Below are 24,342 nucleotides of genomic sequence, written 5' to 3'. Positions count from 1 at the left end.
TGATCCGTTTCTGGAAGATCCGCATTGACCCGTTCCTGAATGCCGCGGTTATCCGCGGTTCATCGAAGCGGCCGTGAAATCCTTCGGACGTGTCGCGGTGCAGCGCGTATGAGGCGGCGATGCGTATCTTCCTGTCCTGCCTGCTACTCCTCGTCCTGCTGCCTGGTTGGTCGGGGGAGCAAAGGCTGCCGTTGCTGGGATCAAAGGCGGCGATGGACGTGCGGCCGGTGGCGCTCGATCCCCGTGATCCCGCGCGGCGCCGGATCGGCGCGCTGACCTATCTCGGCGGTATCGAGCTGGTCAGCCGCGATCCGGCCTTTGGCGGATTCTCCTCTCTGATGGTGCGGGGGGACCGGTTCACGCTGCTCAGCGATGGCGGCAATATCGTGCAATTCGCGATGGGGGCGGACTGGCAGCCGCATGGCCTGCGATTCGGTAATCTTCCCGCCGGTCCCGGCCGGGGCTGGGAAAAGCGCGACCGGGACAGCGAATCGATGGCGGTCGACCTGCGCACCGGCACGCTCTGGGTCGGGTTCGAGGGGTATAACCAGATCTGGCGCTATGCCCCCGATTTCACGCGGGCCGAGGCCTATGTCGCGCCCCGGGCGATGGCGAAATGGCCGCGCAATGGGGGCGCCGAATCGCTGGCGCGGATGCCGGACGGCCGTTTCGTGATGATTTCGGAAGAAGCCAGGGTGCCGCGCCCGGCATGGCGTGGGAGCGAGGAGTCGCGCTGCACGACCCGGCAGGGGCTGATCTTCGCGGGCGATCCGCTGCGCCATGATCCCCGCCGATTCGCCTATCGCGTGACACCGTATTTCGATGTCGCCGATGCCGGGGCGTTACCGGACGGGTCGCTGGTGGTGGTCGAGCGGCGCTTCCGCCTGCCCTTCCGTTTCTCGAACCGTATCATGCTGGTGCCGGCCGCCGAGATCGCGCCGGGGCGAATCGCGCGCGGGCAACTGCTGGCCGAACTCGACGCGCCGTTGGTCCATGACAATTTCGAGGGAGTCGCGGTGACGCAGGAGGCGGGGGCGACGATCCTGTGGCTGGTGTCGGACGACAACCAAATGCTGTTGCAGCACAGCTATCTGCTGAAATTCCGGCTGGATCGGCGGCGCTGAGCGCTGCTCGCCCGGGCGTCCGATGGCGCTGGGCCTGCAATAAGGGTGAGGGTCAGGCGGGCCCGCCAATCATGCCATCCCCCACGACGAAAACCCGCCGCCCCGGGGAGCGGCGGGCTTCGAAACCCTGGACGTCGCGGCGTCGATTACGCGGCGGCGGCTTCGGTCTTGGCGCTGGCCAGCTTCTTCACGACATCGCGCTTGAGGCGACGGGCGCGCAGCGAAAGCTGTTCGTCCGAGGTCTTGACCAGCCAGTTGTCGAGGCCGCCATTGTGCTCGACCGAGCGCAGGCCGTGGGTCGAAACGCGAAGACGGACGCTCTTTTCCAGCGCGTCGGAAATCAGCGTGACGTTCTGCAGGTTCGGCAGGAACGTACGCTTGGTCTTGTTGTTGGCGTGGGAAACATTGTTGCCCACCTGCCGGCCCTTGCCGGTCAGCTCGCAAATGCGCGACATGATCGTTATCCTGGTTTCAGGCAATGCCCGGAAAGGCCGCGCGGATACCGTGTTCCCGCGCGCCCGTCAACCGATTCCCCATGAGCGATCGTGCAACCGCCCCCGGAACGGGGCGTTGTTACGCCAACGAACCTGATGGAGCCAGACCCATGCGCGCCTTTCTTGTCCTCATCGGCATCGTCCTGCTGTTGGCCGCCGGAGCCATGGCGATGGGCTGGATCAGCATCGACCAGACCCGCCCCGCCGTCGTCCAGGCCCCGAAATTCCGTGCCGAAGGACCCAAGGTGTCGGTGGGCACCACCACCAGGACGGTCGAGGTGCCCACCGTTTCGGTCGAAAAGCCGGGCGACAACGCCCAATAGGCCGGGCTCGGGGCCGCATGGCCGACACTCTCACGCCTGCCCCGGCTTGCCCCTGCGCCGGGGGCGGGGCAGGGAAGCCTGATGTTCCCGCTTCCCGAACCGATGCGCCTGGCGCTCGATGCCGCCCGACGGGCGGGGGACGCGGGCGAGGTGCCGGTGGGCGCGGTGGTCGTTCATCGGGGCGCGATCCTGGCGGTGGCCGCCAATGCGCCGCGCCGCCTGCATGATCCGACCGCGCATGCCGAAATCCAGGCGATTCGCGAGGCGGCGGCGGTGCTGCGACGCGACCGGCTGGAGGATTGCGATCTCTGGGTGACGCTGGAGCCCTGTGCGATGTGCGCGGGTGCCATCGCCCATGCGCGTATCGCGCGACTCTATTATGCGGCCAGCGATCCCAAGGGCGGCGCGGTGGAACATGGCCCCCGTTTCTTTGCCCAGCCCACCTGTCATCACCGGCCCGACCTTTATACCGGCATTGGCGAGGCGGAGGCGGCGCGTCTGTTGCGCGATTTCTTCGCGGCGCGGCGGTAGCGGGCCGGGGTCACGCCGGCATCATCCGCTCCGATGCCGGCGAACAGATCATTCTAGCCATGGCGACCCATGGCGCCGCGCCATCCGCGTCGGTTCGGCTCCGGCTGCGCACTCTGCAAAGAAAAAGGGCCCGCGCAGATGGTCTGCACGGGCCCCGCTGTCATCGCCGCGACGAAGCGCCGGCCAAGGATCAGCGCAGATCGCCCTCGCGGATCGGCACGATCTTGATCTCGACGCGGCGGTTGGCGGCGCGGCCCGCGTCGGTGTCGTTGGACGCGATCGGCTGGGTCTTGCCAAAGCCGCGCGTACCGATCCGCGCGGCCTGCACCCCGCGCGAGGTCAGGTAATCGGCCACGGCCACCGCGCGGCGTTCCGACAATGCCTGGTTATAGGAGTCGCTGCCGGTCGAATCGGTGTGGCCGTACACGTCGATATAGGTCTGCTTATATTGCGACAGCACGTCCGACACCTGATCCAGCGTCTGGCGGAACTGCGGCTGCACCGTCGACGAATCATAGGCGAAGGTGATGCCCGACGGCAGGTTCAGCAGCAGGTCGTCACCCTGGCGGACGACCTGCACATCGGTTCCCGCGGTGCGGGCGCGCAGATCGCGCTCCTGCTTGTCCATATAGGCGCCGATGCCCGCGCCAGCGAGGCCGCCAATGCCCGCGCCCAGGATCTTTTCGGTCCGGTCATGCCGACCGCCGACCAGATCGCCGAGCAGATAGCCGCCGAGCGCCCCGCCCAGTCCGCCGATCGCCGTCTTGGACAGACGCTGCTGCCCGGTTTCCGGATCGGTGGTGCAGGCCGAGGTAGCGACCAGCGCCGACAGCGCGGCCAGGGTCAGGAACTTTGCGGACGTCTTCATGCGATCACCCCTGTTAAATCTGTCACGTTTCACCCCGGAACGCGAAGCAGGGCGCGCTTGTTCCGCATCCGATCTGAACGGAAGATGACGACGGGAGTTGTCGAAGGCTGGTCCCGCCCGCTATGAGCGCTGTACACCGATGGCAACGCTGCCCCCCTTTCCCTGGATCGACGTCCTCATCATCCTCGCGCTCGTCGCGTTGAACGGGGCCTTTGCCATGAGCGAGCTGGCGATCGTCTCCTCGCGCCGCGCCCGGCTTGAGGCGATGGCGCGCAGCGGGCGCAGCGGCGCGCGGACCGCGCTGGCGCTGGCCGCCGATCCGGGCAAGTTCCTGTCGACGGTGCAGATCGGCATCACCCTGACCGGCATCATCGCGGGCGCCTATTCGGGGGCGAGCCTGGGCACGCCGACGGCGGCGCGGCTGGAGGCGATGGGCGTGTCGCCCGCGACGGCGGCGACGCTGGGCTTTGCGCTGGTCATCGGCGTGACGACCTATGCCTCTCTGATCCTGGGCGAGCTTGTTCCCAAGCAATTCGCGCTGCGCAAGCCCGAGCCGATCGCCGCGTTCGTCGCGGTGCCGATGCGCTGGCTGGCCATCGTGACCGCGCCGATCGTCTGGCTGCTCGATTCGACCAGCGCGGTGATCTTCAAGCTGCTGCGCCTCAGCCGCGACAATGAGGATCAGGTGACCGCCGAGGAATTGCACCTGATCGTCGCCGAGGCGTCCAAGTCGGGCGTGATCGAGGAGCATGAGCGATCGATCATCTCGGGCGTCGTCCGCCTCGCCGACCGGCCGGTGCGCGAGGTGATGACGCCGCGAACCGAGATCGACTGGCTGGACTGCACGCTGGATGACGAATCGATCCGGGCCAAGCTGCTCGAAAGCCCGCGCACCCGCCTGCCGGTGGGCGATGGTTCGATCGACGCGGTGGTCGGCGTCGTGCAGGCGCGCGACATCGTCATGGCGTTGTTCCGGGGCGAGCATCTCGACCTGAAGCGGCTGATGCGCAAGGCGCCGGTCGTGATCGATCGGATCGATGCGATGGACGCATTGCTGGCGCTGCGCCAGGCCGATGTGCCCATGGCGCTGATCCATGACGAATATGGCCATTTCGAAGGGATCGTGACCCCGTCCGACCTGCTGGCGGCGATTGCGGGGGAGTTCGCCTCCGACGCCGAGCCGGGCGAAGCCCCCTCCGTGGTCGAGCGCGACGACGGATCGTTGCTGGTCGCGGGCACCATGTCGGCGGATGCGCTGGCCGACCGGCTGGGCATCGACCTGCCCGACGACCGCGACTATGCCACCGTGGCAGGACTGGCGCTGGCGGTGTTCCGGCATTTGCCGGGCGAGGGTGAGAGTTTCGTCGAGCAGGGCTGGCGCTTCGAGGTCGTCGATCTCGACGGACGCCGGATCGACAAGCTGCTGGTCAGCGAAGCATAGGCCGGGCGCCCCCAAGGTCGGTGGCTCCCTCCCGGAGCCCTTCCGGTGTGTATTTCCGATGAGCCGTGAACCTGCGGCGCGGGTGGTCGCCTGCTGCATGATGCGGCAGGCGAGGGCGAGGGAGTGAAGAGCCGCAAGATCCCGGGCGTCTCGTTCAAGCAAATCGGCGTGGCGGCGAAAGCAGGTCGGCTTGGCGGTTGGCGGTTGGCGACCCGGTATTCGCGGCGCGCCGGCGGGTGATCCCTGACCGATCTGGGCGCAATAGACTCTGTCTTATGTGATGGCGTGGACACGCGAATGCATCCTGTCCTCACAGCGGCGGCCTGCGTCACGCCGGTTGTGGGCGTCGCTCAAGCCCATCTCGTCATGGGCCGGGTCGGGCAGCCTCGACCCGATATCTGCGCTGCTACAGCCTGCCAGCGGCGAGCGTTGTCAGGATGAGCATAGTCCGTGCTGTCGGTCAGCCCACAGGGCGTCCGGACCGCGGCAGAACATTTGGGAGGGGCGCGTATGGAGCGGGTAACGGGAATCGAACCCGTGTATTCAGCTTGGAAGGCTGCTGCACTACCATTGTGCTATACCCGCAACGTCTTGGAAAACCTAGGTTTTCTCGATCATGGTTGCCGATGTTCCAACGGTTGTTCCGTTGGAATTCCAACATGTCCGGGGCGGCTCTTAGCCAAAGGGCCGCCCCGCTGCAAGTGTCAACGCAGCATCGCTCCTGCCGCGCGAGCGTCGGTTATTGCATCGTCGATTGCTGCGTCATCCAAATTCAGCTGCTCGAGGAAGCGGCTTAATCCGTTGGTATCCGGTTGCTCCCAGCGACTGACACGTCCGGTGGGATGCAGAATTGCATACTCGTTGGTCACATCGTCTTCCTCACCATCGGTGGTGACAGATACGGGTGGTCCGCCATTGCCAACCAGCCATGCAATAACGGGCTTAATCCATATGCTTGTTGGCGCGCCCCCTTCATCAACGATGCCGATATAGAACGTTCCAGGCATAGCGGGTGTCGATGTGAAGTGCGCACGTTGAAGGCGGGCCTGATAAGAGGCTGGAAACTGAACCCTGCCCCCTTCTTTCAGCTGTGCGATTACTTGATTGCCATCAATCCAGTATCGGTCGATCGATGAGATATGGTAAAACATATTGCTATCGGACCTGAGAAACATTTAAGGTTTATTCCTTTCCGGCCTATTGCGTTGATGATAATGAAATTCGATGCGAATCGGTCTTGCAAACGGTGTTTGGTACAACGGATTTAGCGCGGTTTTCGCCGGCATCGGTGCTGCAATGGGCGCGACGGCTACGGGGCTTCCGTTTTATGCGGGATGTGCAAGCATAGGGCTGGGCGTCTTTCTGTTCGTCTGGGGAATTACCATAAACGATCGACAATGGTGGAAGCTAACGCGGTCAAGCGAAAATGAGGAGTCGCTTATGTCGTCACCAAAAGATAATACCTTTGTAGGTTCGGTGCACCCAGGTCTTGCCGCTGGCAGCGGGAACACAGTTGTCGACGTGGCTGACATCAATGGAAACTTGATCCTCAATCGTGGCGGGCTGGCGATTGGTCATGGAGCAAAAGCGGATTCTACGTCGATTGCCATAGGAGCGGGCGCAGTGTCAGGCAAAGAGAATGAAAACGGTAGAGGTGTAGGCGCCGATCTAGTCTTAGGTGACGCGGAAATCACCGGGTCGCATTTTCGTGGTTCTTCCCTAGGTCTTAAAATCCAAGGAACCGGCGGTACAGTTGTAATCAGAAATAGCACGGCGATTGGCGGCCGTGACGGAGGCTTGCACATTTCCAACTCGCCCGCTTCTGACAAGAAAGACCGGCGAGAATAACGGCCATACTTGCTGCAGTGTATTGGTCGAAATGTTTCAGTAGCGCCGTTTAGGCAATTTTGTTTTCTCGACCTACCTGCTTCGGTGCGCGTTCGTGGGTGAGGTCGACCGCCAGCATCGCCATGCCCGTGGTGCGGGGCAAATAGGTCTCCAAGATCTTCTTCACCGTTTCGAGCTGGTGACCGGTGATCGCCGATATCAGGTGATCGGGCAGGCCGCGCTGTCCCATGATGACGACGCATGTCCGGCGGAAGTCGCGGAACTGGAGATCCTCGATTTCGCGGGCCAGCTGGGTGTCACCTGCCTTCGACGTCACGTCGACGGCCTTGGCGCGGATCGCGCTGAACGACCGCTGGAAATACATCTGGCGCGTTGTCCGCTCCTTGCGATCGGCGGCCGTCCAGGTCTGGTCGCGGCCTTCGTCGAACAGGATCGTGGTCAGACCCTTGGCCTTGGCGGCCGCGATGGCGACCTCCATCTTTTCGCGGGCGTCCATCGTGACGGGGACGCCGACCCACAGGTTCGTCTTGCCCTGGCGCAGGCGGATACCCATCACACGGCCGTCCTTTTCTCGGGCGGCCATGCGCGCATAGACGGCGGGATCGTCCGCCTCATAGGGCTGGATCTCGTCATAGCGGCTCTGCAGCAGCTTCAGCAGATCCTCTTCGCGTTGCCCGATGGTCCAGGCCATGATCATGGCGGCGGCCATGTTGGGGCGGTCGAGCGCGATCGCGGCGTCGACCAGTGCCTGGCGGGCCAGCGCGCTGGCAAATTGCTGCCGTGGCGCGGGGGCGGACAGGTCCAGATCCTTGGCGGCCGGGTTGCTGGTGATATGCTCGTTATTGAGCGCCCAGGACCAGAGGGCACGTAACACTTTCAGCGTGTTGTAGGCCGAGGTGGCGCGCACGACGCCTTTGCGGGGCGCGTAGAGCGCGTCGCGGAACGCCTTGATGTTGTCCAGCGAGATGGCGTCCATGCGCTCCTTGCCCGCCCAGCGGGAAATGACGCCCAGTTTCGAGGCATACTCGACCTGGGTCTTTTCGCTCAGCTTGGGGAAGCGGCTGGTGCGAAACTCGGCAATGACCGCGTCGACGGTGTGGCGCTTCTCGATCCGCTTCACGTCGCGCGGGCAGGCGGTGCCGTCGCGCCAAGCCGCTATTTCCGCGTTGCGTGCGCGGGCGGCCTTGATCGCCGCGTCCTCGTCCTGGCCCAGCTTGAGCGGTTTCCAGCCCGCCTTTTTCAGGGTGGCGGAGGGCTCCCAATAATAGCGGATGCCGCCAGCGGTGTTCTTGATGCGGAAACAGGGGATCGAGATCTTCGCCATGGCGGGGGCTCCTGTGGCGGTGAGAGGGTGCGCGCCGGGCGGGGCGGCGTCAAGCGGCCTGGCGGTGTCGCTGGCGCTCGGCTTCGCGGTGATCGGCCAGCGCGTCGCGCGCGACGCGGGCTTCGGGCAGGTTGGTGGAGTGCCACAGCACGTCGTGGGCAATCTCCAGCGTCAGCAGGCGGCGTTCCGCGTCATCGGCCGGGATGCGCCTGGCCTCGACCAGCTGGGGCCAGTGCTGGCGGCGCAAGGTGATTTCGCGACGCAGGCCGTGGATTATTTCCGACCAGGTGGCGATCGGGAAGCCAGGGGACCGTTCAAGCGCGCCCCAGTCTTCCGCAATGGCGCGGGCGATGCGCAGCTCGCGATCGGCGTCGATGCGCGACATGCGGCCTTTTGCGACGCGATCGGGGAAGGTGGTGAGGCGCGCGGCGTGCAGCTGCGCCGCCTCCGCCTTCATCGCCGACCAGAAGCTGTCCGGCTGCAGCGCGCCGAGCGGCCGATCGTCGCGATAGAAGGCGAAGTCGTGGGCGAAGGTCACTTCCGCCCCTCCCCGTGCGAGAGCGCGGAGATAGTCGGCAGCGGCAGCCAGCCATCAAACGCAAAATCGGGAACTCCGCCATAACCGGGGAACAGGTTCCACCCGAGATCATACTCGCCCGGCGATGCTCCTGGATGGCGGATCACGAACCAGCGTCCGTTGTAATGCCGGTCGCGATCCAGCGCGTAATCATTGTTATATCTGGCAAGGATGTACGATCCATCTTTCGGTGCGAGCGACATCGGCTGCAACTCCACCTCCCCCGCCGGGACCGCATCGACAGCGGGCGCTTCGATCATCTGGGCAGCGCGCTCAAGATATCCAGCCTCTCGCAACGCCTCGGCGGGCGTATTGCGCAAAGCGGCAGCCATATCGGCACGGGCTTTCGCATCAACAGCGGGCGCGGGGGTGGCAGGAAGATAGCGGATAGCGGCCCGGAATGAGGGCACCCACGTTTCCCACAAAGCCTGACCGCCTCGCAGAATACGATAAGGGCGCTCCCCTCGATGGCTGAGCAATTCCGATACAGCGTCTTTTAACTGCGCATCGGCCAGCCCCTCCGCCGCATCGCCCGCGCGGCTGTCGAGGGCGGCGAGCATTACGCGGGCATCGGCCCGGCACTTCTCGGCAAAGTCCCAGGTCAGCGGGACCTTGCCGTCGCGACCGTCCAGCTTGTCAGTTGGGTCGAGCGGCCACCGCGTCGGCGGGTTGATGGGCCCGGTGCCACCGGGATAGCGGTGTAGCCCCAGCGCCTTAGCGACTATCTCCACGCGCGGGTCAGCCTCGCGCACAGCATCCGGCGTCTGGGTGGTCATGCTGCACCTCGCTCTGCGATAATGTCATGGGCTGCCCGGAACACGTCGCGGGGCGTGCGGATACGTCGGGTCGGCGTCTCGCCATCCTCGTCCCAATCGCAGAAATGATAATGGACGTAGGTCGCCAGCGCGGCATAGGCCGATTGCTCGTCCCATTCCGGCTGGTAATAACCGCTGACCTCACCGACCATGACAGTGCGCGGCCATGGGTGCGAAGGCCGATAGACCTTGATGTAGGGATATTGGGTGCCCGCCCGGCATCGTGGAGCCGCGACAAGCCCGTCTTCCCGGATGATGTCAGCGTGCACACTTGGGCAACGCTCCCAATGCTTCCGGGCTCGAACAATCAGGCCGTGATAGTTGTCACCGGCCTGCGATAGGAATTGCTCGCGCTTATCGCCCAGCAGCGGCAACAGAGGTGCCGCGCGCTTCGACAGCTTTTTCAGGATGCGCAGGTTCATGCCTTCCCCCCATCGCTGGCGTGAGAGGCGGGGGTGGCGGGTTCATTCGCGTAGGGCACCGACGATGCGAACGGCTCTAACGCCTTGTCGAGCGCGCCCTGCTCATCCTGCGGCAACAAGCCGGTGTCGAAGGCCTCGCGTGCAGCGATGACCAGCGTTACGAAGCTCTGTGGAAGCCCCTCCCCCTGGCGGATCGCGTCTGCGGAGAGGGTGGATAGGGCGTGACGAATGGTAGGCCAGCGATAGTACACATCCTCCATCCCGGCGTCGGTGTACTGGTCGCCTTCCTCATCCAGCTCTTTCAGAGCGCGCTTGACCTGCTCCACCAGTCCCACCGCCTCCCGATCCATCGCGGGCGGGGCGGCGCGGGAAAGGTCGCGGGCGATGCGATACAGCCGATCGGTGTCGCCTTGGTCGAAGCCCATGTTGGGCGTGGCAAAGCGCCACACCCGAGCCGCCACATCGTGCAGAAACTCGCTATCCGTCTGCGTCACGGACTTCGCGCTGTCGGGCATTTGGTCAGCCATCCTAATCGACCTTTCGATAGATGATGGTGCCCCGGTCCTGGGGCAGGTAGCTGCGCTGGAACTTCAGGCGGCGCAGCAGGCGTGAGACGATCATACCGTCGACGGTGATGCCGGGCGGGGTGACGGGCTTCAGGACCTCGACCGCCTTTTCCAGGGCGATGCTGGTGAGGCCGCCTTCATCGAGATAGCCGCCGAGGAAGGCGCGCATGGCCTACAGGGTGCCGGGCGATGGGTGGGTCATCGCGTCCGGCTCCCATAGCTGCCATAGCGCATGGCGATCAGTGCCTTGGCGACCAGGCTCCAGACGTGATCGCGCAGGCGCGGGTGGGACAGCACCTGGGCTTCGCGGGACAGCGTGTTCGCCAGCATCGCCTTGTGCAGGGCCTCCGCCGATCGGCCGCGCATCGTGCGGACGCGGTAGTCGCCCGACTGTACGGTGCCCCCGATATTGTCGATCGTCATCCGGGCGATTTCGGTGACGTTGCCGGTGACGGCCGACCACAGTTCGACGCGGACGACGATCATGACCGTGCCTCTTCATCGGCCTTCGCCAGATCGACCAGCCAGTTCCATGCCCCGGCCAGTGCGCGGGCATTCAGCGGCAAGTTAGGGCTGGTGCCGGTGTGGCAGAGCACAGTGTTGGTGCCGACGGGGTAAAGGCCATGCATATGCTGATCCCCCTGTTGACCGAAATACTCTTCGGTCAGGCGGCAGCTGGCGGTGACGTGCGCGCCATGGGCTTCCGGGTCGAGGGCAGGCGTCTGCCCCCATTCCACATGGCCGGTCGCCAGCAGGCGTTCCGCAATGTCGGTCGGCAGGTAAAGTTTCCAATCGGCTTTCAGGATCGCCGCGATCAGCCGGTCGACTTCGTCATTGGTCAAATGGTCGAGGAGGACGTCGCGCTCGATCGCGCTGGCGGCCATACGGAAGGCGGCGCGAAGCTTCGTGCTTTGGAGTATGAAATCAACCACGGTCCGCCTCCGTCGTCGCGGGGGCGTGGTCCAGCCAGTCGATCGCGGCCCAGATCAGGGCGGCGGCCTTGACCAAGTTGGCGCGCGGATTTTCGGGCTTCCAGAACTGATCGTCCCAGGGCCAGCTATCGGGGTCCGGCTTTGCCAATTCGCGGGTGGCTTGTGCGGGCGGGGTGCACATCTGCACGATGAAGGCGTTCAGATAGTTGCCGGCGGCAGCCGGCATGTCCATCACTTGGTTGAACTGCAGGTCGCGCTCGATCGTCCGGCCGTGGCGATCGACCTGCTTCATCCGTTCCGCGACGATGGCGCGCAGCGCCTCCCCGGTCAGGACCTGTGCGGCCGCGATCGAAGCGGCTTGCCCGACGGGCGCGTCGAGCGATGTGTGGAGCGAGGCGACCATTAGAAGGGCACCTCGTCATTGGTGAAGAGATCGAGCCGTTCCTGGCACCAACGGGGCCCTGCTTGATTAATCGTGTCGCTGAACCGTTCCAGCTGGTCGGCCGTCATGCTGGGGTTCCGTTCGACCAGCAGCATCAGGTAGCGAGCGGCCAGGGCGAGGTTGCCGCAATTCCAGCCCGCTCGGCCTTCCGCTGCCCCAGGTTGAGGATCTTCGTTGACCGGCGTCAGGAAGTGCGTCGGTTGTGGGTCCAGCGGTTCACCGACGTTGATCCTGTCAGGTGCACCATGGCACCAGGCGCCTTTGACGTAGTAGGCGGAAAACCAGGCTATACCATCGCCGACAAAGAAGGGCTGACCAGCAATTTGGTCGAGCTTCAAAGCTTCGATAGGGTGAGGCACTATCTGCCATTCGAACTGCGTCTTCATCACTTACTCCTACGGTTTGCGCCGCGCAGGCCGATTTCGTCGGCATAGGTTTCCAGGCGGCGGAGGGCGGCCGTGTGGCGGTCGATGCGGGACATCAGGCGGCGCCACATATGGTCGCGGGCTTCGGTGAGATGCTGGAGTTCCCGGCGTTCCGCCGGGGTCAGGCTGGATCGCCGCTCCAGCGCGGTGATCCGGCGGTCACGACGGCGGGCCTGGTTGAGCGCGCCGGGGGTCATGGTCAGAGGCGCCCCTGCGCCCAGGCGATGGCGATCCGGGCGATCATCATCAACACCAGGCCGCCCGCCGTGACGGTCATGAGGTGCGAGAACAGGGGCTCGATCCGGCGGGCCAGGCGCTGGCCATCGGTGTGCAGCCACATCGACAGCGACATGCGCTGGAACCGGTGCATTTCGACCGGGAACAGGATGCGCAGGACGAGCGGGATCATCGTCCGGCCGCCTTGCGCAGGGCGGCGTCGGCTTGCTCCGCTGCCTGATCGCGAATTTCGGCAACCATCTTGAGCAGCTGATTGGCAAACTCTTCGGCATCGTCGGCCGAGAACGTGCGCAACAGCGCCATCCCATCCGCCATTCCCGGTGGTGCATCCGCGTACGTCACGAGCGAGATCGCGCCGTCGCGATAATCGGCCGTGCCGGGCTTGGTCACGGTGGCTATCGCACAGCCATGGGCGGGGAAGCACCAATAGGTTTCATCGCGGACGCTGATACGCTGCGGACCGACTTCCAAAGGTTGGTCATTGCGCACTTCGGTCGCGCCCGTCACGAATTTGACCGGACGCGCCTTCATGACCGGCCGCCCTTCGCGATCCGGGCCAGCAGCTGGTCCGCCGATTGCTTAGCCAGCGTGTCGACCTGATCCGCCGCCTCAAGCAGCTGCGAGGCGAACTGGCGGGCGTCGTCGGTCGTGGGCAGGAATTCCATGCCCATCGCCGGTTTGCCGCAGCCGCATTCGCATGCGGGGAGCAGCAGCGCGATCGTGACCGCCGTGTCGTCCATCGCGGTGCCGATCATGACCGATACCGCGTGATGGATACGATAAGTGCCACCGGGGATGCTGACGAGGTAGGGCGGGCGGTATGCGACAGGATCGCCTTCGGTCGTGGACAGGACAGTCGCATTGATCGGTTGGTCGGCCATCACGCCACCTCCCGGACGAGGATGTCCGCGCATTCGAGGATCTCGACCAGGCGGCGGGCCCATTCGTTGGCCAGCTCGTCCTTGCCGCACTGCTTGTAGGCGATGGCCTTTGCCATCGCTTGCGCGGCCGCGCTGCGGTCGATGTTCATGCCCGGCCTCCCACGGCAGGAAATAGATGGCCCAGATTGGCGTTCAGGCGGCTGTCGACGGCGACGCGTTCGGCATCGCGGACGGAGGCCTGAGCGCCGGGGGGGAGTTGTTCGTCGAACCAGGCGTCGACGGCGGGGATGGCCCATTTGCTGCGGCGGCCGACCTTGGCGGTCAGGCGGCCGCCCTTCATCAGCGGGAAGGGCTTGGGGAAGTTCGCCTGCGCGATCAGGCCGTCAATCTGGCGACAGATCCAGGGGACGCTGCGATCGGCATAGCCCATGCGGCCAGCGATATCGAAGATACCGCAGGTATGGGCGTTGCGGGGGTTGTTGGCGGCCAATGCCGCATGGGTCAGCGGCGTTGGCAGGACTGCGACGTTCGGCATGGCCGGGCTCCGTTCGGTTGTGAACGGAGCGCAGTTATTGCCAAAATGGAAATGCTGTCAATCCCGAAAATTGCCATTATGGCAATTCGTATTCCACCTCATCGCATGGCACATGCTCGAAATGCCGACAGCCTATGTCGCTGATGAAGTCCATGGTGGGCCATAGCAGAACGAGTAAGCCGATGACCGCGATTGTGGTGACCACGGTTCGCGTCCGATCGGCTATGCCCCAGCGTTTCATGAGTTCATGCAGTAGAGCGGGGTAGATGATAACGCTGGTCCACATAACGGTGTGGGCAACACCGAAGGACCAATAAATCATGCTGCTCGAAACTTCGACGGCGACTGCGGCGCTTCGCTGGTCAGTGCTTCGCTGACGCGGGACAGTTGTGCTCGAGTGCTTCTATCGGCGGCGCGATACCGCGCCAGTAAGGCTTTTTCTTCTACTGAAAGCGAGAGCGGGTTGTCTTCGACAGGTAGCAGTTCGGCCGGTGTGACGCCCAAATGTGGGGCGAGGCGACGCATCCAGTCCTGGTCGAGCCCGCGCGTGCCCTTGATGACCTTGTTCAACGCGGACACCGACACATTCGCGACGCGCGCCAGATCGGCCTGCGACATGCCTTGGGCATCAAGCAGTTCCTGAATCCGGTTCGGGGCGCTGTCATCGTTTGCCACCCGCCGAATATAGACAATTTGGCCGTTTGCCATATTGGCGTATTGCCACAATGCCAATGTTTCGTATAGCCATTTTGGCAACGACCTAACAGATTGGATTGGCGCGGCATGAAGCTGTCTGACTGGCGAGAGAAGAAGGGGTGGACCCTTGAGCGCCTTGCAGATGAGCTGGGCTGCACCGTTAGCGCTGTCTGGCGCTACGAAAAGGGAAAGCGCGATCCCGACGCTGGTACGAAGCAGCGGATTTTCATGCTGACCGAGGGGGAGGTTCAGCCCAACGATTTTTATGACGTGCCGCGCTGGCGGCGGGCGCTGAGTGCCACCCTTGCGGCGCTTTCTGGTCGCGCCGCATGACGGAAACGGCACCACATTCGACGACATTGGACGTTCTCCCGAGTGCGCGGGAGGCCGGACGGCGTTCCCGTTCTGTTCCGAATATCGGCGGGAAATCTCCAACACGTCAACAGGTTAATTTGCATCAGATCGGCACGGGTATCGTTCTCCCCACCCAAGACCCCGTGCCGGGGCGGACGTGCTCCCCTGTCGCGTCCGCCCATTTCTCCGCTGCTGCCTGTTCAGCGGCGTCGAGCGTCACCGGCGGGGGGCTGGGCGGCGCCCCCGCCGGTGTTTGTGATGCTCCCCCATGTATCGCAGCGCGAGCTTTTCTGCATGCGATCATGATCACGGCCGCCATCAATTGGCGCTTCGGTCTCGCGGAATTGGTCGCTTGTGTACTGATCTACGGTGCGCGGCGCCGCGAGTATATCGACAACCACGTTCAAGCGGCCCTGCACGTCGTCACTAAGGTGTTGTGGTTCCTGATTTTCATTGGCGCTGCGCGATGACCGCCCCGACCCTTTCGCGGGGCGGCCAGGCGCTGGCGCGGTGGCTGGTCACCGGCGACGGCAAGCGGGCCAGCTCGACGGCGATGACGCGGTCGCGATTGCGCGGGTTCGTCCGGCGCACGCGGATGTCGACGTTCATGCTGGAGCGGCTGCTGGAGGGCGCGGTGGTGCCCGCCAGTGACGAGGCGATCGTGATCGCGCGCGTGACCAAGGGCGCGGTGAAACCGGAAGATTGGGAGGTGCAGGGGGCATGAGGATGATGCGGGCTATGCTGGCGGCCGGGGTCGCCATGATGGTGGCGGCGCCGATCGCGGCGCAGTCGACCTTCCCGACACGGGCCAGCGGTGTGCGCGCGGGCGGATCGGTGCTGATGATTTGCGACGCGAACGCGTCGAACTGTGCACCGGCCGCGCCGACCAATCCGATGCCGGTGACCGCCATGGGTGGCGGTGCGTCGTCGAGTGCGACCAGCCAGTCGGTGGTCCCGGCGACCGACAGTGCGCCCTTCCCGGTGGTCGGCAATGTCGCGGCCGGAAGCGCGGACAGCGGCGCGCCGGTCAAGATCGGCGGGGTGGTCACCACCAATCTGGGCTTTTCGGCTGACGGCGTTCGGGTCGACCTGATTACCGACAGCCGTCGCCAGTTGCGGGTGGTGGCGGGCGGCGCGGCGCAGGCGCCGGTCGACACCGGTACGCAGGTCTTCCTCTCCTATCCGCCGGGCGTCGGTTCCGGGTCGGCTTTTCCTTCCGGTTCGCTGGGCTATGTCTGGAACGGCAGCAATGTCATCGCGGCGCGGGGCGACACCAGCGGCGCGTTCATCGGCGCGAGCCAGTTCTGGACGGAAAGCACGGCCGCGCTGGCGGCGTCCGGCACGCTGACCGGCACGCTGCGCAGCAACGGGGGCACGGCGGGCGGTGTGGGATCGCGCTTCGCGTTCTTCACGGCCAGCGCGTTTAGCGATGTGGCGGGCGGCACGCTGTATGTCGACGTCACGGTCGATGGCGGCACGACGTGGCGCCAGGTCGGATCGGTGGCGCTGGTGGCGGGATCGTCCGCCACGTTGAAGGTGCCGGTGACGGCGGCCGGGTATCGCGGGCGGGTGATCAACGGCGCCAATGCGCAAGGCGCGGCGCTGGTCACGACCAGCTATTCGGTGAACTGACGATGCGGTGGCGCTCGCTGATCGCGATGCTGTGCGTCGGGGCTTCGGCTCCGGCGGTGGGGCAATGCTATCGCGACGGCCTGCCGTGTGTGACGACGACGTGGATCAAGCAGACCGACGTCACGCTGGACACCAGCGGCAACGCGACCTGGGCCTTCGATCCGGCCGATCCGCCGCCCGTCGTGCCCGCGATCGTGCATTTGCCGCGCGCGGCCGACGCGACCAATCCGATTATCTGCAACTGGATGAGCCGCTCCACGACGTCGGTGACGGTGCATTGCTGGCGGACCAACCTGTCGGGCCTGTTGGGGGCCCTGTTCAGCGGATCGATCGCGGGATCGCAGGTCACGCTGGTGGCGCGGGCCATCCCGTGACCTATCCCGCCGCCATCAGCGTTCGCGAGATCGAGATGCAGGCGCGCGGCCGTGCCGAGGCGATCGGGCGCGATTGCCTGCCCGGCGCGATCAAGGACGGGAATTACCTGAAGGCCGGTTCGATCGGTGGCGAGCGCGGCGGGTCGCTGGTGCTCAACCTGGCGGGTTCCAACCGGGGGATGTGGCGCGACTGGTCATCGAACGACCAGGGCGACATGATCGGGCTGGTCGAAAAGACCAAGTTCGGAGGGGATCGCGGCCAGGCGGTGGCCTGGGTCAAGAGCTTCCTGGGGCTGGACGATTTGGACCCCGCGCGCCTGCAGGTGGTGCGGGCACAGGCGGCGAAGGCGGATGCGCGGGCCGAAGCGGACGCGGCGCGGGAGGCCGAGGCGAAGAAGCGCGGCGCGCGGGCGCTGTGGCTGAACGCCCAGCCGATCGAGGGCAGCCCGGCCGCGCATTATCTGGAGGGGCGGGGCATCACCCTGGCGGCGCTGGGGCGCTGGCCTGGGGCGCTCCGTTACCATTCGGAAGTCTGGAACCGCGACGCGGGCGTCAAGCTGCCCGCGATGCTGGCGCAGATGATCCTGCCGAGCGGCGAGCATGTCGCGACGCACCGCACCTTCCTGGGGCGGTGCCCCAGGACCCGCCGCTGGGTGAAGGCGGAGGCGGCCGATCTGGGGGTGCCGCGCGGCCAGTCGAAGAAGGTCCTGGGGCAGTCGCGCGGGGCGTTTGTGCCGCTGCGCAAGGGCGTGTCGGGTCAGTCCATGGGCCAGATGCGGCGGCCGGAGGCGATCTACACCGCCGAGGGGATCGAAAACGCGCTGTCGGGCGCGGTCATGAAGCCCGACGCGCGGGTGATCGCGACCTATTCGCTGGGCAATCTGGGCTCGATCGAATTTCCCAAGCTGATCGAGACGATCGTCCACATGAAGGATGACGACGCCGCGCCGATCGGCGCCGACGCCGTCGAGCTGGCGAAGGCCCAGCGCAAGATCGAGGCGCTGGAACGCGCCGTGTCCAAACAACAAGCGCGCGGCCACCGCGTCCAGTTCGTCCTGCCCCCGCCCGGGCTGAAGGACATGAACGACTGGCTGATGGCCACGCTGGAGGAAGCCGCGTGATGGCCTGTGAGCACGAAAACTTCTATGCGGCGGTCGACGTGGCGCGTCTGACCGATTGCGATGGCCGGGTGTCATCGTTCAATGCCGACGTCAAAATTCGTTGCGCTGATTGTGGTCGTCAATTCCAATTCTTGGGCCTTCCCGCAGGCGTCAATCTTGCGGGAGCAACGACAAGCATTGATGGCCTCGAAGCACGGATGGCAATTTGTCCGCAGGGCGAAAAGCGCAGCGTGCTTGATAATATCGGCCTGCAATTTCCTGCAGCGGTCAAGCACTGATGACCAAGGCGAAGGTCGTATCCATTGCCGAGGCGCTGAACGCGCCCGTCGACGCACCGATCCTGGCGCAGGAGGGCGACCAGCGTCCGTTTGGCGGCCGTGACGACGATGATGATTTCGACGCACCGCGCGTGCCGCATGACTGCCCGGTCAAGACGCTGGGGATCGGCACCGATGGCCAGACGTGCTGGTATCTCAACATGCTGGGGCAGCTCGTCCCGCTGGGCCCGCGCGACCATGGCAAGAACAACCTGCATGCGTTGTTCGCGCCCCGGACCCATTTGCTGGCGAAATACTGGCCACGCTGGTCGGAGCCGAAGAAGGACCGGGCGGGTAACGTCGTCAAGGAAAGCGAGATCGTCGGTTTCAAGCAGGACGATGCCAGCGAAGCGTTGATTTCCGCCTGTGGCGCGTCGGGGATCTTCGATCCGCAGGGCCGGGTGCGCGGCCGTGGGGCGCATCGTGGCGATGGGCGGGCGCTGACCATCCACTTTGGCGACAAGGTGATGGTCGCCAAGCCCGGCATGGGCGGGGTGGAGTGGCACGACACCGGTCTGATCGCGAATTACGTCTATCCGTCGGGTGGGCCGACGCCGCGCCCACATCACGAGCCGGGCGGCGTCGGTGTCGTCGAGCAGCTGCTGGCGCTGATCAACACCTGGAACTGGCGGCGCGGGCATGTCGACGCGATTCTGGCGCTGGGCTGGCTGGCGCAGACGACGATCGCGGGCGCCATGGACTGGCGCTCGCACCTGTTCGTCACGGGCGGTGCGGGCACCGGCAAGTCGTCGTGGAACGGCAAGGACGGGCTGTGCGACCGCCTGTTGGGGCGCGGCGTGCTGCGCACGGGTGGCGCGACCGAGGCGGCCGTGCGGCAGAAGCTGCGCGACCAGACCATCCCGGTCATGTTCGACGAGTTCGAGCCCAACGCGTTCAACGAGCAGAAGCTGGCGGTGATCCTGGAGCTGGCGCGCATCGCCAGCTCGGGCGACGACATGCACAAGGGTGGCAGCGACCATAAGGCGGCCGAGTTCACCTTGCGCTCGTGCTTCCAGTTCTCCGCCATCCTGGTCCCGCACATGGAGCCGCAGGACCGCAGCCGCTTCGCCATCCTGGAGATGGACCCGGTTCGCGAGGGGGCGAAGAAGCTCGACCTCGATGGCGCGAACCTGCCTCATATGGGCGCGGTGCTGGCGCGGCGGATGATCGACGGCTGGAGCCGGTGGCATGATACCTATCTGGCCTATCATGACGGGTTGATGCAGTCGGGCCACACGCGGCGATCGGCCGACACGTTCGGCACGCTGCTGGCGGCGGCCGACCTGGCGCTGTACGATCATATCCAGCTGAACGTCGTCGACGACTGGGTGGCGCAGTTCATCCCGACTAGCATCGCCGAGATATCGGATGCGGCGGCTGACCATGATCGCTGTCTCAACCACCTCACCACGTCGACGGTGCAGGCGCGGGGTGGTGACGAGCGCGAAACGCTGTCGACCTGGTTGACGCGGGCTGTCTCGGTTGAGCGCACGGCGATCGAGGCCGGGCTGGACGCGCAGAAGATCCAGATCGCCCGCACCCGCCTGGGTGAGCTGGGGCTGAAGGTGGTCAATGCCAAGCGCCTGGCGGACGATGCCAGCGGGAGGCCGCGTTTCGGGGCCGTGGAGCACATTCCCGGCCAGCCCTGCTATCTGGCGGTGGCCCAGGACCATCGGTCTCTGGGAGAGCTGTTTGCGACCACCAAGTGGAAGAACGGCGGCTGGTCGCAGACCCTGGCCCGCTCTCCGGCGGCGATCCGTGGGGTGAAGGCCAAGTTTGCAGGCCGGTCGCTGACCGCCGTGCTGGTGCCGATCGAGCACGCCATCGACTCCTCCAGCGTCGCGGGATGGGTCGCGTGCCCGTCGATCGAGGCGATCGGCCAATGACGCGCGCGGCCAACGGAGCGCAGCGCAGTGGTGCGGCCGCGCTCATCATCATCTTTGCGCGTCGTCACGAAGACTGTGCGCTGCCTGTTTTTTACTTCGCCTCTTCTTTTTTTGTCGCCCCGACCCCGGCCCGTCGCTATCAGGGACGAATTGGGGCGGGGTGGGGCCTGCCCGGTTCTACGGTTCTAAACGGGCCGGGGGGTAGAACCGCTAAGCACCTGAAATCTAACGGTTCTATGGTTCTGTTCCGAACCCTCACGCGTGACGCGTGCGCGGGCATGTGCGCACATGCGCGTGTGGAGGACCACCAGAACCGTAGAACTCAGAACTTGACCTATAAAACCTATGTAATCCAATGGTTTAACGGTTCTGTACCGGTTCTCGGTTTCTCCGACGGTTCTCGTGCTGCCGCGCAAGCCATTGAACCGTCTCGGTTTTCCGGTTCTGCGAGCAATAAACAATGGGGTGGATATTGCCTCACCGCCTTCGCTGGGGCGGGTGGCGCGTATCCGGGCCTCGATAGAGGGAGTGCGGCGCGAAACTTTCGGGGCCGCGCGCGGCTGGCGGCCGGTAGCGTGGGCGCGGTCGACGCCGATCGGTGCGGCGACCAGGCGGCGGGCAAGAATGTCGGATTTCCGCCGTTTTTTGAGGGCGGGGCGGGCCGTGTTGGAATGGCCGTGTCGGAACGCGCCAGAAAAACCGTTCTTGGTCAGTGCTTTGCGATGCCCTGTCGTCAGCCTGCGAGGCTGTGGGCGGCGTCGGGCGGGGCCGCCTGGGCCGCGCCGCTGACCCCCCGGGGGGGTGTCGACGGCCGCCAGGGGGGCACCCCCCCCAAGCCGCGCGCCACCTCCATCCGGCCCCTGGCGCAGCCGATTTTCTGGATTTCGAGCCAGTTTCAAATTCGCCGGGATGCCCAGGCGCGTGCGGTGACCGAGGACGGCCGCCTTTCCTCCAGCGTCAAAACGGGGTCGGGGGTTTCGATCCTGATCCTAGCCGCGCTGACCCGGGGCGCTGACGCCGCAAAGTCCGAATGGGCGGGAAGGGTCGGGGAGGATCGAAAGGTCCTTGGCTGGGGGCGAAGCCGAACGACGACGCTATGGGGGGAGGTTGCCCGTGTCAACTGAGACGGGGGACGCCGCGATCGGCCGCGCGATCGTCGAGAGCGCACAGGACCAGTTGGCGGCCGCTCGCGAGGAAGCCGAGCAGTTGGACCTGTTGGCGCCGGTGACGGCGGAAGATATCTGGGATGCTCGCGAGGCCCTTGGCGGGGCTGCGGATCATGCTGCCGTCACCAAGCTGGCACGGACCCGCAAGCGTGGGCGACCACAGGGATCGCGCAACCGCCGGACCGATGATTTCGAGCGGTACATCCTGGGCTTCGGTCAACATCCGGCGATTACGCTGATGCAGATCCAGTCGACCGCGCCCGAAGTCCTGATGGAGGCGTCGAAGCGGCGCAAGGTCCACAGCTTCCGGAAGGACGGCACCGAGAATGTCGTCATCGAGCACATGACCTATGAGGCGGCGCAGTCGCTGCGCATCCGCTGTGCCGACATCATGCTCCCGTACATCGAGGGCAAGAAGCCGCTGAAGGTCGATATGAGCTTCAGCGGGGTCGCGGACCTGATCATCGAGGGCGTCACCCACACCTCGGAAGAGGTCGAGGACATCGTCGACGCGGAATTCCTACCCGTCGACCAAGAGGATTGCGGCTGATGGGCATGGCCGTCCGCCGGATGAAATCCCCCGGGCCGATCGCGGATGCGTTCGTGCGCGACCCGGCGTTCATCGTCGGCATCATCGGGCCGGTGGGCTCGGGCAAAACCATGGCCGCGCTGCAGAAGGGGCTACGCCTGGCGGCGCGTCAGCTGGGCACCGTGCGCCCGGACGGTGTCATCGTGCGCAAGGCGCGGATCGGCGTCATCCGCGAAAGCTATCCGAGCCTGCAGTCGACGACGCTGAAGTCCTGGTTCCGTATCGTGCCGGAAGAAGAGGGCACGTTCAGCTGGAAAGCCCCCTACACCCACAAGTTCACCAAGATCCTGAAGCGCGAAGGCAACCGCAAGGACGGCCGGGTCCTCGAAATCCTGGAGTGCGAATTCGAGTTCCGCGCGATCGGCGACCTGTCGGTGGAAGAGGCGTGTCGTGGCTGGGAGGTCAACGCCGTCATCATCGACGAAGCCGACCTGCAGCCGCCCAGCCTGGTGCCGTTCCTGACCGGCCGCGTCGGGCGGTTCAGCGACCTGGACCCGTCGCTGGTCGTCGATCCCCAGATCATCCTGTCGCTCAACATGCCGGACATCGACAACCATATCTATCACCTGCTGATGGACGAGAGTTCCGATGTCCTGGGGTTGACGGACGAAGAAGCGGAAATCCTGCGGTCGACGCTGGGTGATCGCAAGCTGATCGAGAAGTTCGTCCAGCCGGGCGGTCGCGAGCCCGATGCCGAGAACCTGCACAACCTGCCGGGCGGGCGGGGGTATTACGTCCTGCAGGTCGCGGCGAACCGCAACACGCCTGGCTATGTCGATCGGATGGTCGACAACAAGCCGGTGCCGATCCAGCATGGGCAGCCGGTCAATGCGGGTTTCATCTACACCACGCATGTCCGGCCGGTGGAGTGGGACCCGCGTCGCAAGTTGATTGTCGGTGTCGACCAGGGCCTGTTCGCGGCGGCCGTGTGCCTGCAGCGCAACTGGGATGGCGCGATCCGCACGCTGGCGGAATGTGTCAACACCACGCGCGACGATAAGGGCAAGGTCCAGCTGATGAAGGTCGGGCCGACCGCCTTTGGCAAAAAGCTGAAGCGGATGCTGACCGAGGCGTTCCCTGGGATCGCCGATGACATGATCCGAGTGGTTGCCGATCCGGCGGCCTTTGCGGCCAAGGATCGCAAGGACAATGAACATGACTGGCTGCTGGCGTTCCAGAAGGCGCTGGGGCTGAAGGTCCACAAGGCGAAGACGAACAGCGCGGGTCTGCGCAACCAGGCCATCTGGGACGCGCATGGGCAGATCGGCGGCTATGCGGTCGACCCCGGGTGTCGCCACCTGATCAAGGGGCACTCGGGCGGATACCGCTATGCCAAGGCGGAAATGAGCACAGGCGAAATCCGGTCCAGCCCGGAGATCGCCGACACGATCTACACCCATGTTTGCGATGCCGAGCAATACGCCGCCCTGGAGGGTGAGCATGTGATCAGCGACCTGCGCGGCCGTGATCGGAAGGTCCGCGGGGTCACCGTCAAAAGCGATTTCAACGAGCATGAAGGAGTTGGGTGAATGGCCCTGCTGAACCCCATCGGCAAACTGATTTCCGCGCCGCTGAAGGCGCTGGGGATCGTATCGACGCCCGGCAAGCCGCCAACCCCCTTGCGTCCTGTCACACGCGACGACGCAGCGGCCGCCATCGCGTCGGACGACGAATTGCGGCGCCGCCAGGGCGCGGCGGCCGACATCATCACCGGCACGGGGGGCGCCGAGGCCCCGTTGACCGGTGGCAAGCTAACCCTCGGGTAAGGAAGGAAATCGACATGGGCGATAACACCGAACTGACGCGCGAACAGCAGTTGATGGAAGAGTTCAAGGCTGGGCTGGAGAAGGACGGCCCGGTCGTTCTGGCGCAGCGCGTTTCCGAGCTGGAGGGGCACGTCGCGGCGCTGACCGCTGCCCAGACCGGGTTGGAAGACGAGCTGGTCCATCAACGGGAACGCGCCGACGCGGCCGAGCTGGCGCGTGACGAAGCGACCGGACGTGCGGAGGCGGCCGAAAAGGAGGGCCGAGCGGCACAGGGGCAGCTGCGCCAGTTGGGCAAGCCGACCAAGCCGCGCGCGTTCGGGGTCATGCCGGATAACAAGATCCTGACCGGTGATGCTTTGCGCGACGCCATCGCCAAGGCCGATGCCGTCGAGATCGTGTTCTCGGACGGCAAGCGGGAGGTGGGTGTCCCGCCGATCGCGGTCGAGGGGGCGGCGTGGAAGGAACATGCGTTCGGGCTGCTGCTCGATCGGCCGGTCGATATCGTCGGGCCGGAGAGTGCAGGCAGCACCTCTATCGCGGGCTATGCCCTGTTGCTCGACGACAAACAGGTCGCGTGGCGGGAACGGTCGATGCCGCTGCAGATCGCGCCGGGCCAGCGCATCCAGATCGCCGACGATATCCTGTTCTGATCATCC

General features: G+C 65.2%; 38 protein-coding genes and 1 tRNA gene. 18 read left to right on the top strand and 21 right to left on the bottom strand.

Annotation, left to right across the window (positions count from 1 at the left end; genetic code table 11):
- Positions 1 to 119: 119 nt before the first annotated feature.
- A complete protein-coding gene (locus RN629_RS01265) occupies positions 120 to 1,124 on the top strand; it encodes an esterase-like activity of phytase family protein (RefSeq protein ID WP_407033448.1) in 1,005 nt (334 codons plus the stop codon).
- 146 nt (positions 1,125 to 1,270) lie between these two features.
- Here RN629_RS01265 and rpmB read toward each other — a convergent pair whose 3' ends face one another.
- On the bottom strand, positions 1,271 to 1,579 hold the full coding sequence (rpmB, locus tag RN629_RS01260) for a 50S ribosomal protein L28 (protein ID WP_407033447.1): 309 nt from the start codon (positions 1,577 to 1,579) through the stop codon (positions 1,271 to 1,273).
- A 149-nt stretch (positions 1,580 to 1,728) separates the two neighbouring features.
- On the opposite strand from rpmB, the gene RN629_RS01255 reads away from it, so the two are divergent.
- Positions 1,729 to 1,941 (top strand): hypothetical protein, encoded by a 213-nt coding sequence (locus RN629_RS01255; RefSeq protein WP_407033446.1) that lies wholly within the window; start codon positions 1,729 to 1,731, stop codon positions 1,939 to 1,941.
- Positions 1,942 to 2,022: 81 nt separating this feature from the next.
- Positions 2,023 to 2,472 (top strand): nucleoside deaminase, encoded by a 450-nt coding sequence (locus RN629_RS01250; RefSeq protein WP_407033445.1) that lies wholly within the window; start codon positions 2,023 to 2,025, stop codon positions 2,470 to 2,472.
- Positions 2,473 to 2,662: 190 nt separating this feature from the next.
- Here RN629_RS01250 and RN629_RS01245 read toward each other — a convergent pair whose 3' ends face one another.
- The gene (locus RN629_RS01245; RefSeq protein ID WP_407033444.1) at positions 2,663 to 3,340 is read right to left on the bottom strand and encodes an OmpA family protein; all 678 of its coding nucleotides are present in this window, start codon (positions 3,338 to 3,340) and stop codon (positions 2,663 to 2,665) included.
- Between the two features lie 139 nt (positions 3,341 to 3,479).
- On the opposite strand from RN629_RS01245, the gene RN629_RS01240 reads away from it, so the two are divergent.
- The gene (locus RN629_RS01240) at positions 3,480 to 4,781 is read left to right on the top strand and encodes a hemolysin family protein (RefSeq protein ID WP_407033443.1); all 1,302 of its coding nucleotides are present in this window, start codon (positions 3,480 to 3,482) and stop codon (positions 4,779 to 4,781) included.
- A 511-nt stretch (positions 4,782 to 5,292) separates the two neighbouring features.
- Here RN629_RS01240 and RN629_RS01235 read toward each other — a convergent pair.
- Both RN629_RS01235 and RN629_RS01230 read right to left on the bottom strand, forming a co-directional pair.
- Positions 5,293 to 5,366 (bottom strand) — tRNA-Gly (locus RN629_RS01235).
- Positions 5,367 to 5,485: 119 nt separating this feature from the next.
- Entirely contained in the window at positions 5,486 to 5,956 is a 471-nt protein-coding gene (locus tag RN629_RS01230; RefSeq protein ID WP_407033442.1) for a hypothetical protein, read from the bottom strand.
- A 49-nt stretch (positions 5,957 to 6,005) separates the two neighbouring features.
- Here RN629_RS01230 and RN629_RS01225 point away from each other — a divergent pair, with 49 nt between their 5' ends.
- The gene (locus tag RN629_RS01225) at positions 6,006 to 6,629 is read left to right on the top strand and encodes a hypothetical protein (RefSeq protein ID WP_407033441.1); all 624 of its coding nucleotides are present in this window, start codon (positions 6,006 to 6,008) and stop codon (positions 6,627 to 6,629) included.
- A 49-nt stretch (positions 6,630 to 6,678) separates the two neighbouring features.
- On the opposite strand, the gene RN629_RS01220 is transcribed toward RN629_RS01225, so the two are convergent.
- From RN629_RS01220 to RN629_RS01140, 17 genes are all read right to left on the bottom strand, one after another.
- Positions 6,679 to 7,953, bottom strand: a complete 1,275-nt coding sequence (locus RN629_RS01220) for a hypothetical protein (protein ID WP_407033440.1) — start codon at positions 7,951 to 7,953, stop codon at positions 6,679 to 6,681.
- Positions 7,954 to 8,002: 49 nt separating this feature from the next.
- Positions 8,003 to 8,491: a hypothetical protein gene (locus RN629_RS01215; protein ID WP_407033439.1), complete on the bottom strand. Its 489-nt coding sequence runs from the start codon at positions 8,489 to 8,491 to the stop codon at positions 8,003 to 8,005.
- Positions 8,488 to 9,306 (bottom strand): hypothetical protein, encoded by an 819-nt coding sequence (locus RN629_RS01210; RefSeq protein ID WP_407033438.1) that lies wholly within the window; start codon positions 9,304 to 9,306, stop codon positions 8,488 to 8,490. Before RN629_RS01210 ends, RN629_RS01215 begins: the two co-directional genes overlap by 4 nt.
- Positions 9,303 to 9,767: a hypothetical protein gene (locus tag RN629_RS01205; RefSeq protein ID WP_407033437.1), complete on the bottom strand. Its 465-nt coding sequence runs from the start codon at positions 9,765 to 9,767 to the stop codon at positions 9,303 to 9,305. The genes RN629_RS01210 and RN629_RS01205 overlap by 4 nt, the downstream gene beginning before the upstream one ends.
- Complete coding sequence (locus RN629_RS01200; protein WP_407033436.1) at positions 9,764 to 10,294, bottom strand: hypothetical protein; 531 nt, start codon at positions 10,292 to 10,294, stop codon at positions 9,764 to 9,766. Before RN629_RS01200 ends, RN629_RS01205 begins: the two co-directional genes overlap by 4 nt.
- Before the next feature lies 1 nt (position 10,295).
- On the bottom strand, positions 10,296 to 10,502 hold the full coding sequence (locus RN629_RS01195; RefSeq protein WP_407033435.1) for a hypothetical protein: 207 nt from the start codon (positions 10,500 to 10,502) through the stop codon (positions 10,296 to 10,298).
- 29 nt (positions 10,503 to 10,531) lie between these two features.
- The gene (locus tag RN629_RS01190) at positions 10,532 to 10,819 is read right to left on the bottom strand and encodes a hypothetical protein (protein WP_407033434.1); all 288 of its coding nucleotides are present in this window, start codon (positions 10,817 to 10,819) and stop codon (positions 10,532 to 10,534) included.
- Positions 10,816 to 11,265 carry a hypothetical protein gene (locus RN629_RS01185; RefSeq protein ID WP_407033433.1) on the bottom strand — a complete coding sequence of 150 codons (450 nt, stop codon included), beginning with the start codon at positions 11,263 to 11,265 and terminating at the stop codon, positions 10,816 to 10,818. The genes RN629_RS01190 and RN629_RS01185 overlap by 4 nt, the downstream gene beginning before the upstream one ends.
- Entirely contained in the window at positions 11,258 to 11,668 is a 411-nt protein-coding gene (locus RN629_RS01180) for a hypothetical protein (protein ID WP_407033432.1), read from the bottom strand. Before RN629_RS01180 ends, RN629_RS01185 begins: the two co-directional genes overlap by 8 nt.
- Entirely contained in the window at positions 11,668 to 12,093 is a 426-nt protein-coding gene (locus tag RN629_RS01175) for a hypothetical protein (protein ID WP_407033431.1), read from the bottom strand. The genes RN629_RS01180 and RN629_RS01175 overlap by 1 nt, the downstream gene beginning before the upstream one ends.
- Positions 12,093 to 12,329, bottom strand: a complete 237-nt coding sequence (locus RN629_RS01170; RefSeq protein ID WP_407033430.1) for a hypothetical protein — start codon at positions 12,327 to 12,329, stop codon at positions 12,093 to 12,095. The genes RN629_RS01175 and RN629_RS01170 overlap by 1 nt, the downstream gene beginning before the upstream one ends.
- A gap of 2 nt (positions 12,330 to 12,331) precedes the next feature.
- On the bottom strand, positions 12,332 to 12,541 hold the full coding sequence (locus RN629_RS01165; protein WP_407033429.1) for a hypothetical protein: 210 nt from the start codon (positions 12,539 to 12,541) through the stop codon (positions 12,332 to 12,334).
- Positions 12,538 to 12,900 (bottom strand): hypothetical protein, encoded by a 363-nt coding sequence (locus RN629_RS01160; RefSeq protein ID WP_407033428.1) that lies wholly within the window; start codon positions 12,898 to 12,900, stop codon positions 12,538 to 12,540. The genes RN629_RS01165 and RN629_RS01160 overlap by 4 nt, the downstream gene beginning before the upstream one ends.
- Positions 12,897 to 13,250: a hypothetical protein gene (locus tag RN629_RS01155; protein ID WP_407033427.1), complete on the bottom strand. Its 354-nt coding sequence runs from the start codon at positions 13,248 to 13,250 to the stop codon at positions 12,897 to 12,899. The genes RN629_RS01160 and RN629_RS01155 overlap by 4 nt, the downstream gene beginning before the upstream one ends.
- Complete coding sequence (locus tag RN629_RS01150) at positions 13,250 to 13,399, bottom strand: hypothetical protein (RefSeq protein ID WP_407033426.1); 150 nt, start codon at positions 13,397 to 13,399, stop codon at positions 13,250 to 13,252. The genes RN629_RS01155 and RN629_RS01150 overlap by 1 nt, the downstream gene beginning before the upstream one ends.
- The gene (locus tag RN629_RS01145) at positions 13,396 to 13,785 is read right to left on the bottom strand and encodes a hypothetical protein (protein WP_407033425.1); all 390 of its coding nucleotides are present in this window, start codon (positions 13,783 to 13,785) and stop codon (positions 13,396 to 13,398) included. The genes RN629_RS01150 and RN629_RS01145 overlap by 4 nt, the downstream gene beginning before the upstream one ends.
- Before the next feature lie 318 nt (positions 13,786 to 14,103).
- Positions 14,104 to 14,517 (bottom strand): helix-turn-helix domain-containing protein, encoded by a 414-nt coding sequence (locus tag RN629_RS01140; protein ID WP_407033424.1) that lies wholly within the window; start codon positions 14,515 to 14,517, stop codon positions 14,104 to 14,106.
- A gap of 51 nt (positions 14,518 to 14,568) precedes the next feature.
- On the opposite strand from RN629_RS01140, the gene RN629_RS01135 reads away from it, so the two are divergent.
- The 13 genes from RN629_RS01135 (at position 14,569) to RN629_RS01075 (ending at position 24,336) form a co-directional block, all read left to right on the top strand.
- Positions 14,569 to 14,814, top strand: a complete 246-nt coding sequence (locus RN629_RS01135; RefSeq protein WP_058734298.1) for a helix-turn-helix domain-containing protein — start codon at positions 14,569 to 14,571, stop codon at positions 14,812 to 14,814.
- A gap of 323 nt (positions 14,815 to 15,137) precedes the next feature.
- Complete coding sequence (locus RN629_RS01130; protein ID WP_407033423.1) at positions 15,138 to 15,305, top strand: hypothetical protein; 168 nt, start codon at positions 15,138 to 15,140, stop codon at positions 15,303 to 15,305.
- On the top strand, positions 15,302 to 15,559 hold the full coding sequence (locus RN629_RS01125; RefSeq protein WP_336866886.1) for a hypothetical protein: 258 nt from the start codon (positions 15,302 to 15,304) through the stop codon (positions 15,557 to 15,559). The genes RN629_RS01130 and RN629_RS01125 overlap by 4 nt, the downstream gene beginning before the upstream one ends.
- A gap of 2 nt (positions 15,560 to 15,561) precedes the next feature.
- Positions 15,562 to 16,467, top strand: a complete 906-nt coding sequence (locus RN629_RS01120; RefSeq protein WP_407033422.1) for a hypothetical protein — start codon at positions 15,562 to 15,564, stop codon at positions 16,465 to 16,467.
- A 2-nt stretch (positions 16,468 to 16,469) separates the two neighbouring features.
- Positions 16,470 to 16,841, top strand: coding sequence for a hypothetical protein (locus RN629_RS01115; protein ID WP_407033421.1), 372 nt, complete (start codon positions 16,470 to 16,472; stop codon positions 16,839 to 16,841).
- A complete protein-coding gene (locus RN629_RS01110) occupies positions 16,838 to 17,962 on the top strand; it encodes a DUF7146 domain-containing protein (RefSeq protein WP_407033420.1) in 1,125 nt (374 codons plus the stop codon). The genes RN629_RS01115 and RN629_RS01110 overlap by 4 nt, the downstream gene beginning before the upstream one ends.
- Positions 17,962 to 18,240: a hypothetical protein gene (locus tag RN629_RS01105; RefSeq protein WP_407033419.1), complete on the top strand. Its 279-nt coding sequence runs from the start codon at positions 17,962 to 17,964 to the stop codon at positions 18,238 to 18,240. Before RN629_RS01110 ends, RN629_RS01105 begins: the two co-directional genes overlap by 1 nt.
- The gene (locus RN629_RS01100) at positions 18,240 to 20,165 is read left to right on the top strand and encodes a hypothetical protein (RefSeq protein WP_407033418.1); all 1,926 of its coding nucleotides are present in this window, start codon (positions 18,240 to 18,242) and stop codon (positions 20,163 to 20,165) included. Before RN629_RS01105 ends, RN629_RS01100 begins: the two co-directional genes overlap by 1 nt.
- A gap of 329 nt (positions 20,166 to 20,494) precedes the next feature.
- A complete protein-coding gene (locus RN629_RS01095) occupies positions 20,495 to 21,289 on the top strand; it encodes a hypothetical protein (RefSeq protein WP_407033417.1) in 795 nt (264 codons plus the stop codon).
- The gene (locus tag RN629_RS01090) at positions 21,279 to 21,881 is read left to right on the top strand and encodes a hypothetical protein (RefSeq protein ID WP_407033416.1); all 603 of its coding nucleotides are present in this window, start codon (positions 21,279 to 21,281) and stop codon (positions 21,879 to 21,881) included. The genes RN629_RS01095 and RN629_RS01090 overlap by 11 nt, the downstream gene beginning before the upstream one ends.
- Complete coding sequence (locus RN629_RS01085) at positions 21,881 to 23,449, top strand: hypothetical protein (RefSeq protein WP_407033415.1); 1,569 nt, start codon at positions 21,881 to 21,883, stop codon at positions 23,447 to 23,449. The genes RN629_RS01090 and RN629_RS01085 overlap by 1 nt, the downstream gene beginning before the upstream one ends.
- Positions 23,450 to 23,686, top strand: a complete 237-nt coding sequence (locus RN629_RS01080) for a hypothetical protein (RefSeq protein ID WP_058733845.1) — start codon at positions 23,450 to 23,452, stop codon at positions 23,684 to 23,686.
- A gap of 14 nt (positions 23,687 to 23,700) precedes the next feature.
- On the top strand, positions 23,701 to 24,336 hold the full coding sequence (locus RN629_RS01075; protein WP_407033414.1) for a DUF7518 family protein: 636 nt from the start codon (positions 23,701 to 23,703) through the stop codon (positions 24,334 to 24,336).
- Positions 24,337 to 24,342: the final 6 nt, after the last annotated feature.

Origin of the sequence: Facivitalis istanbulensis, assembly GCF_040560405.1 — a bacterium.
Taxonomy (GTDB): Bacteria; Pseudomonadota; Alphaproteobacteria; order Sphingomonadales; family Sphingomonadaceae; genus Sphingomonas; species Sphingomonas istanbulensis.
The sequence above is the reverse complement of the archived record's forward strand: the minus strand, read 5'-3'. Positions and strand labels throughout refer to the sequence as shown.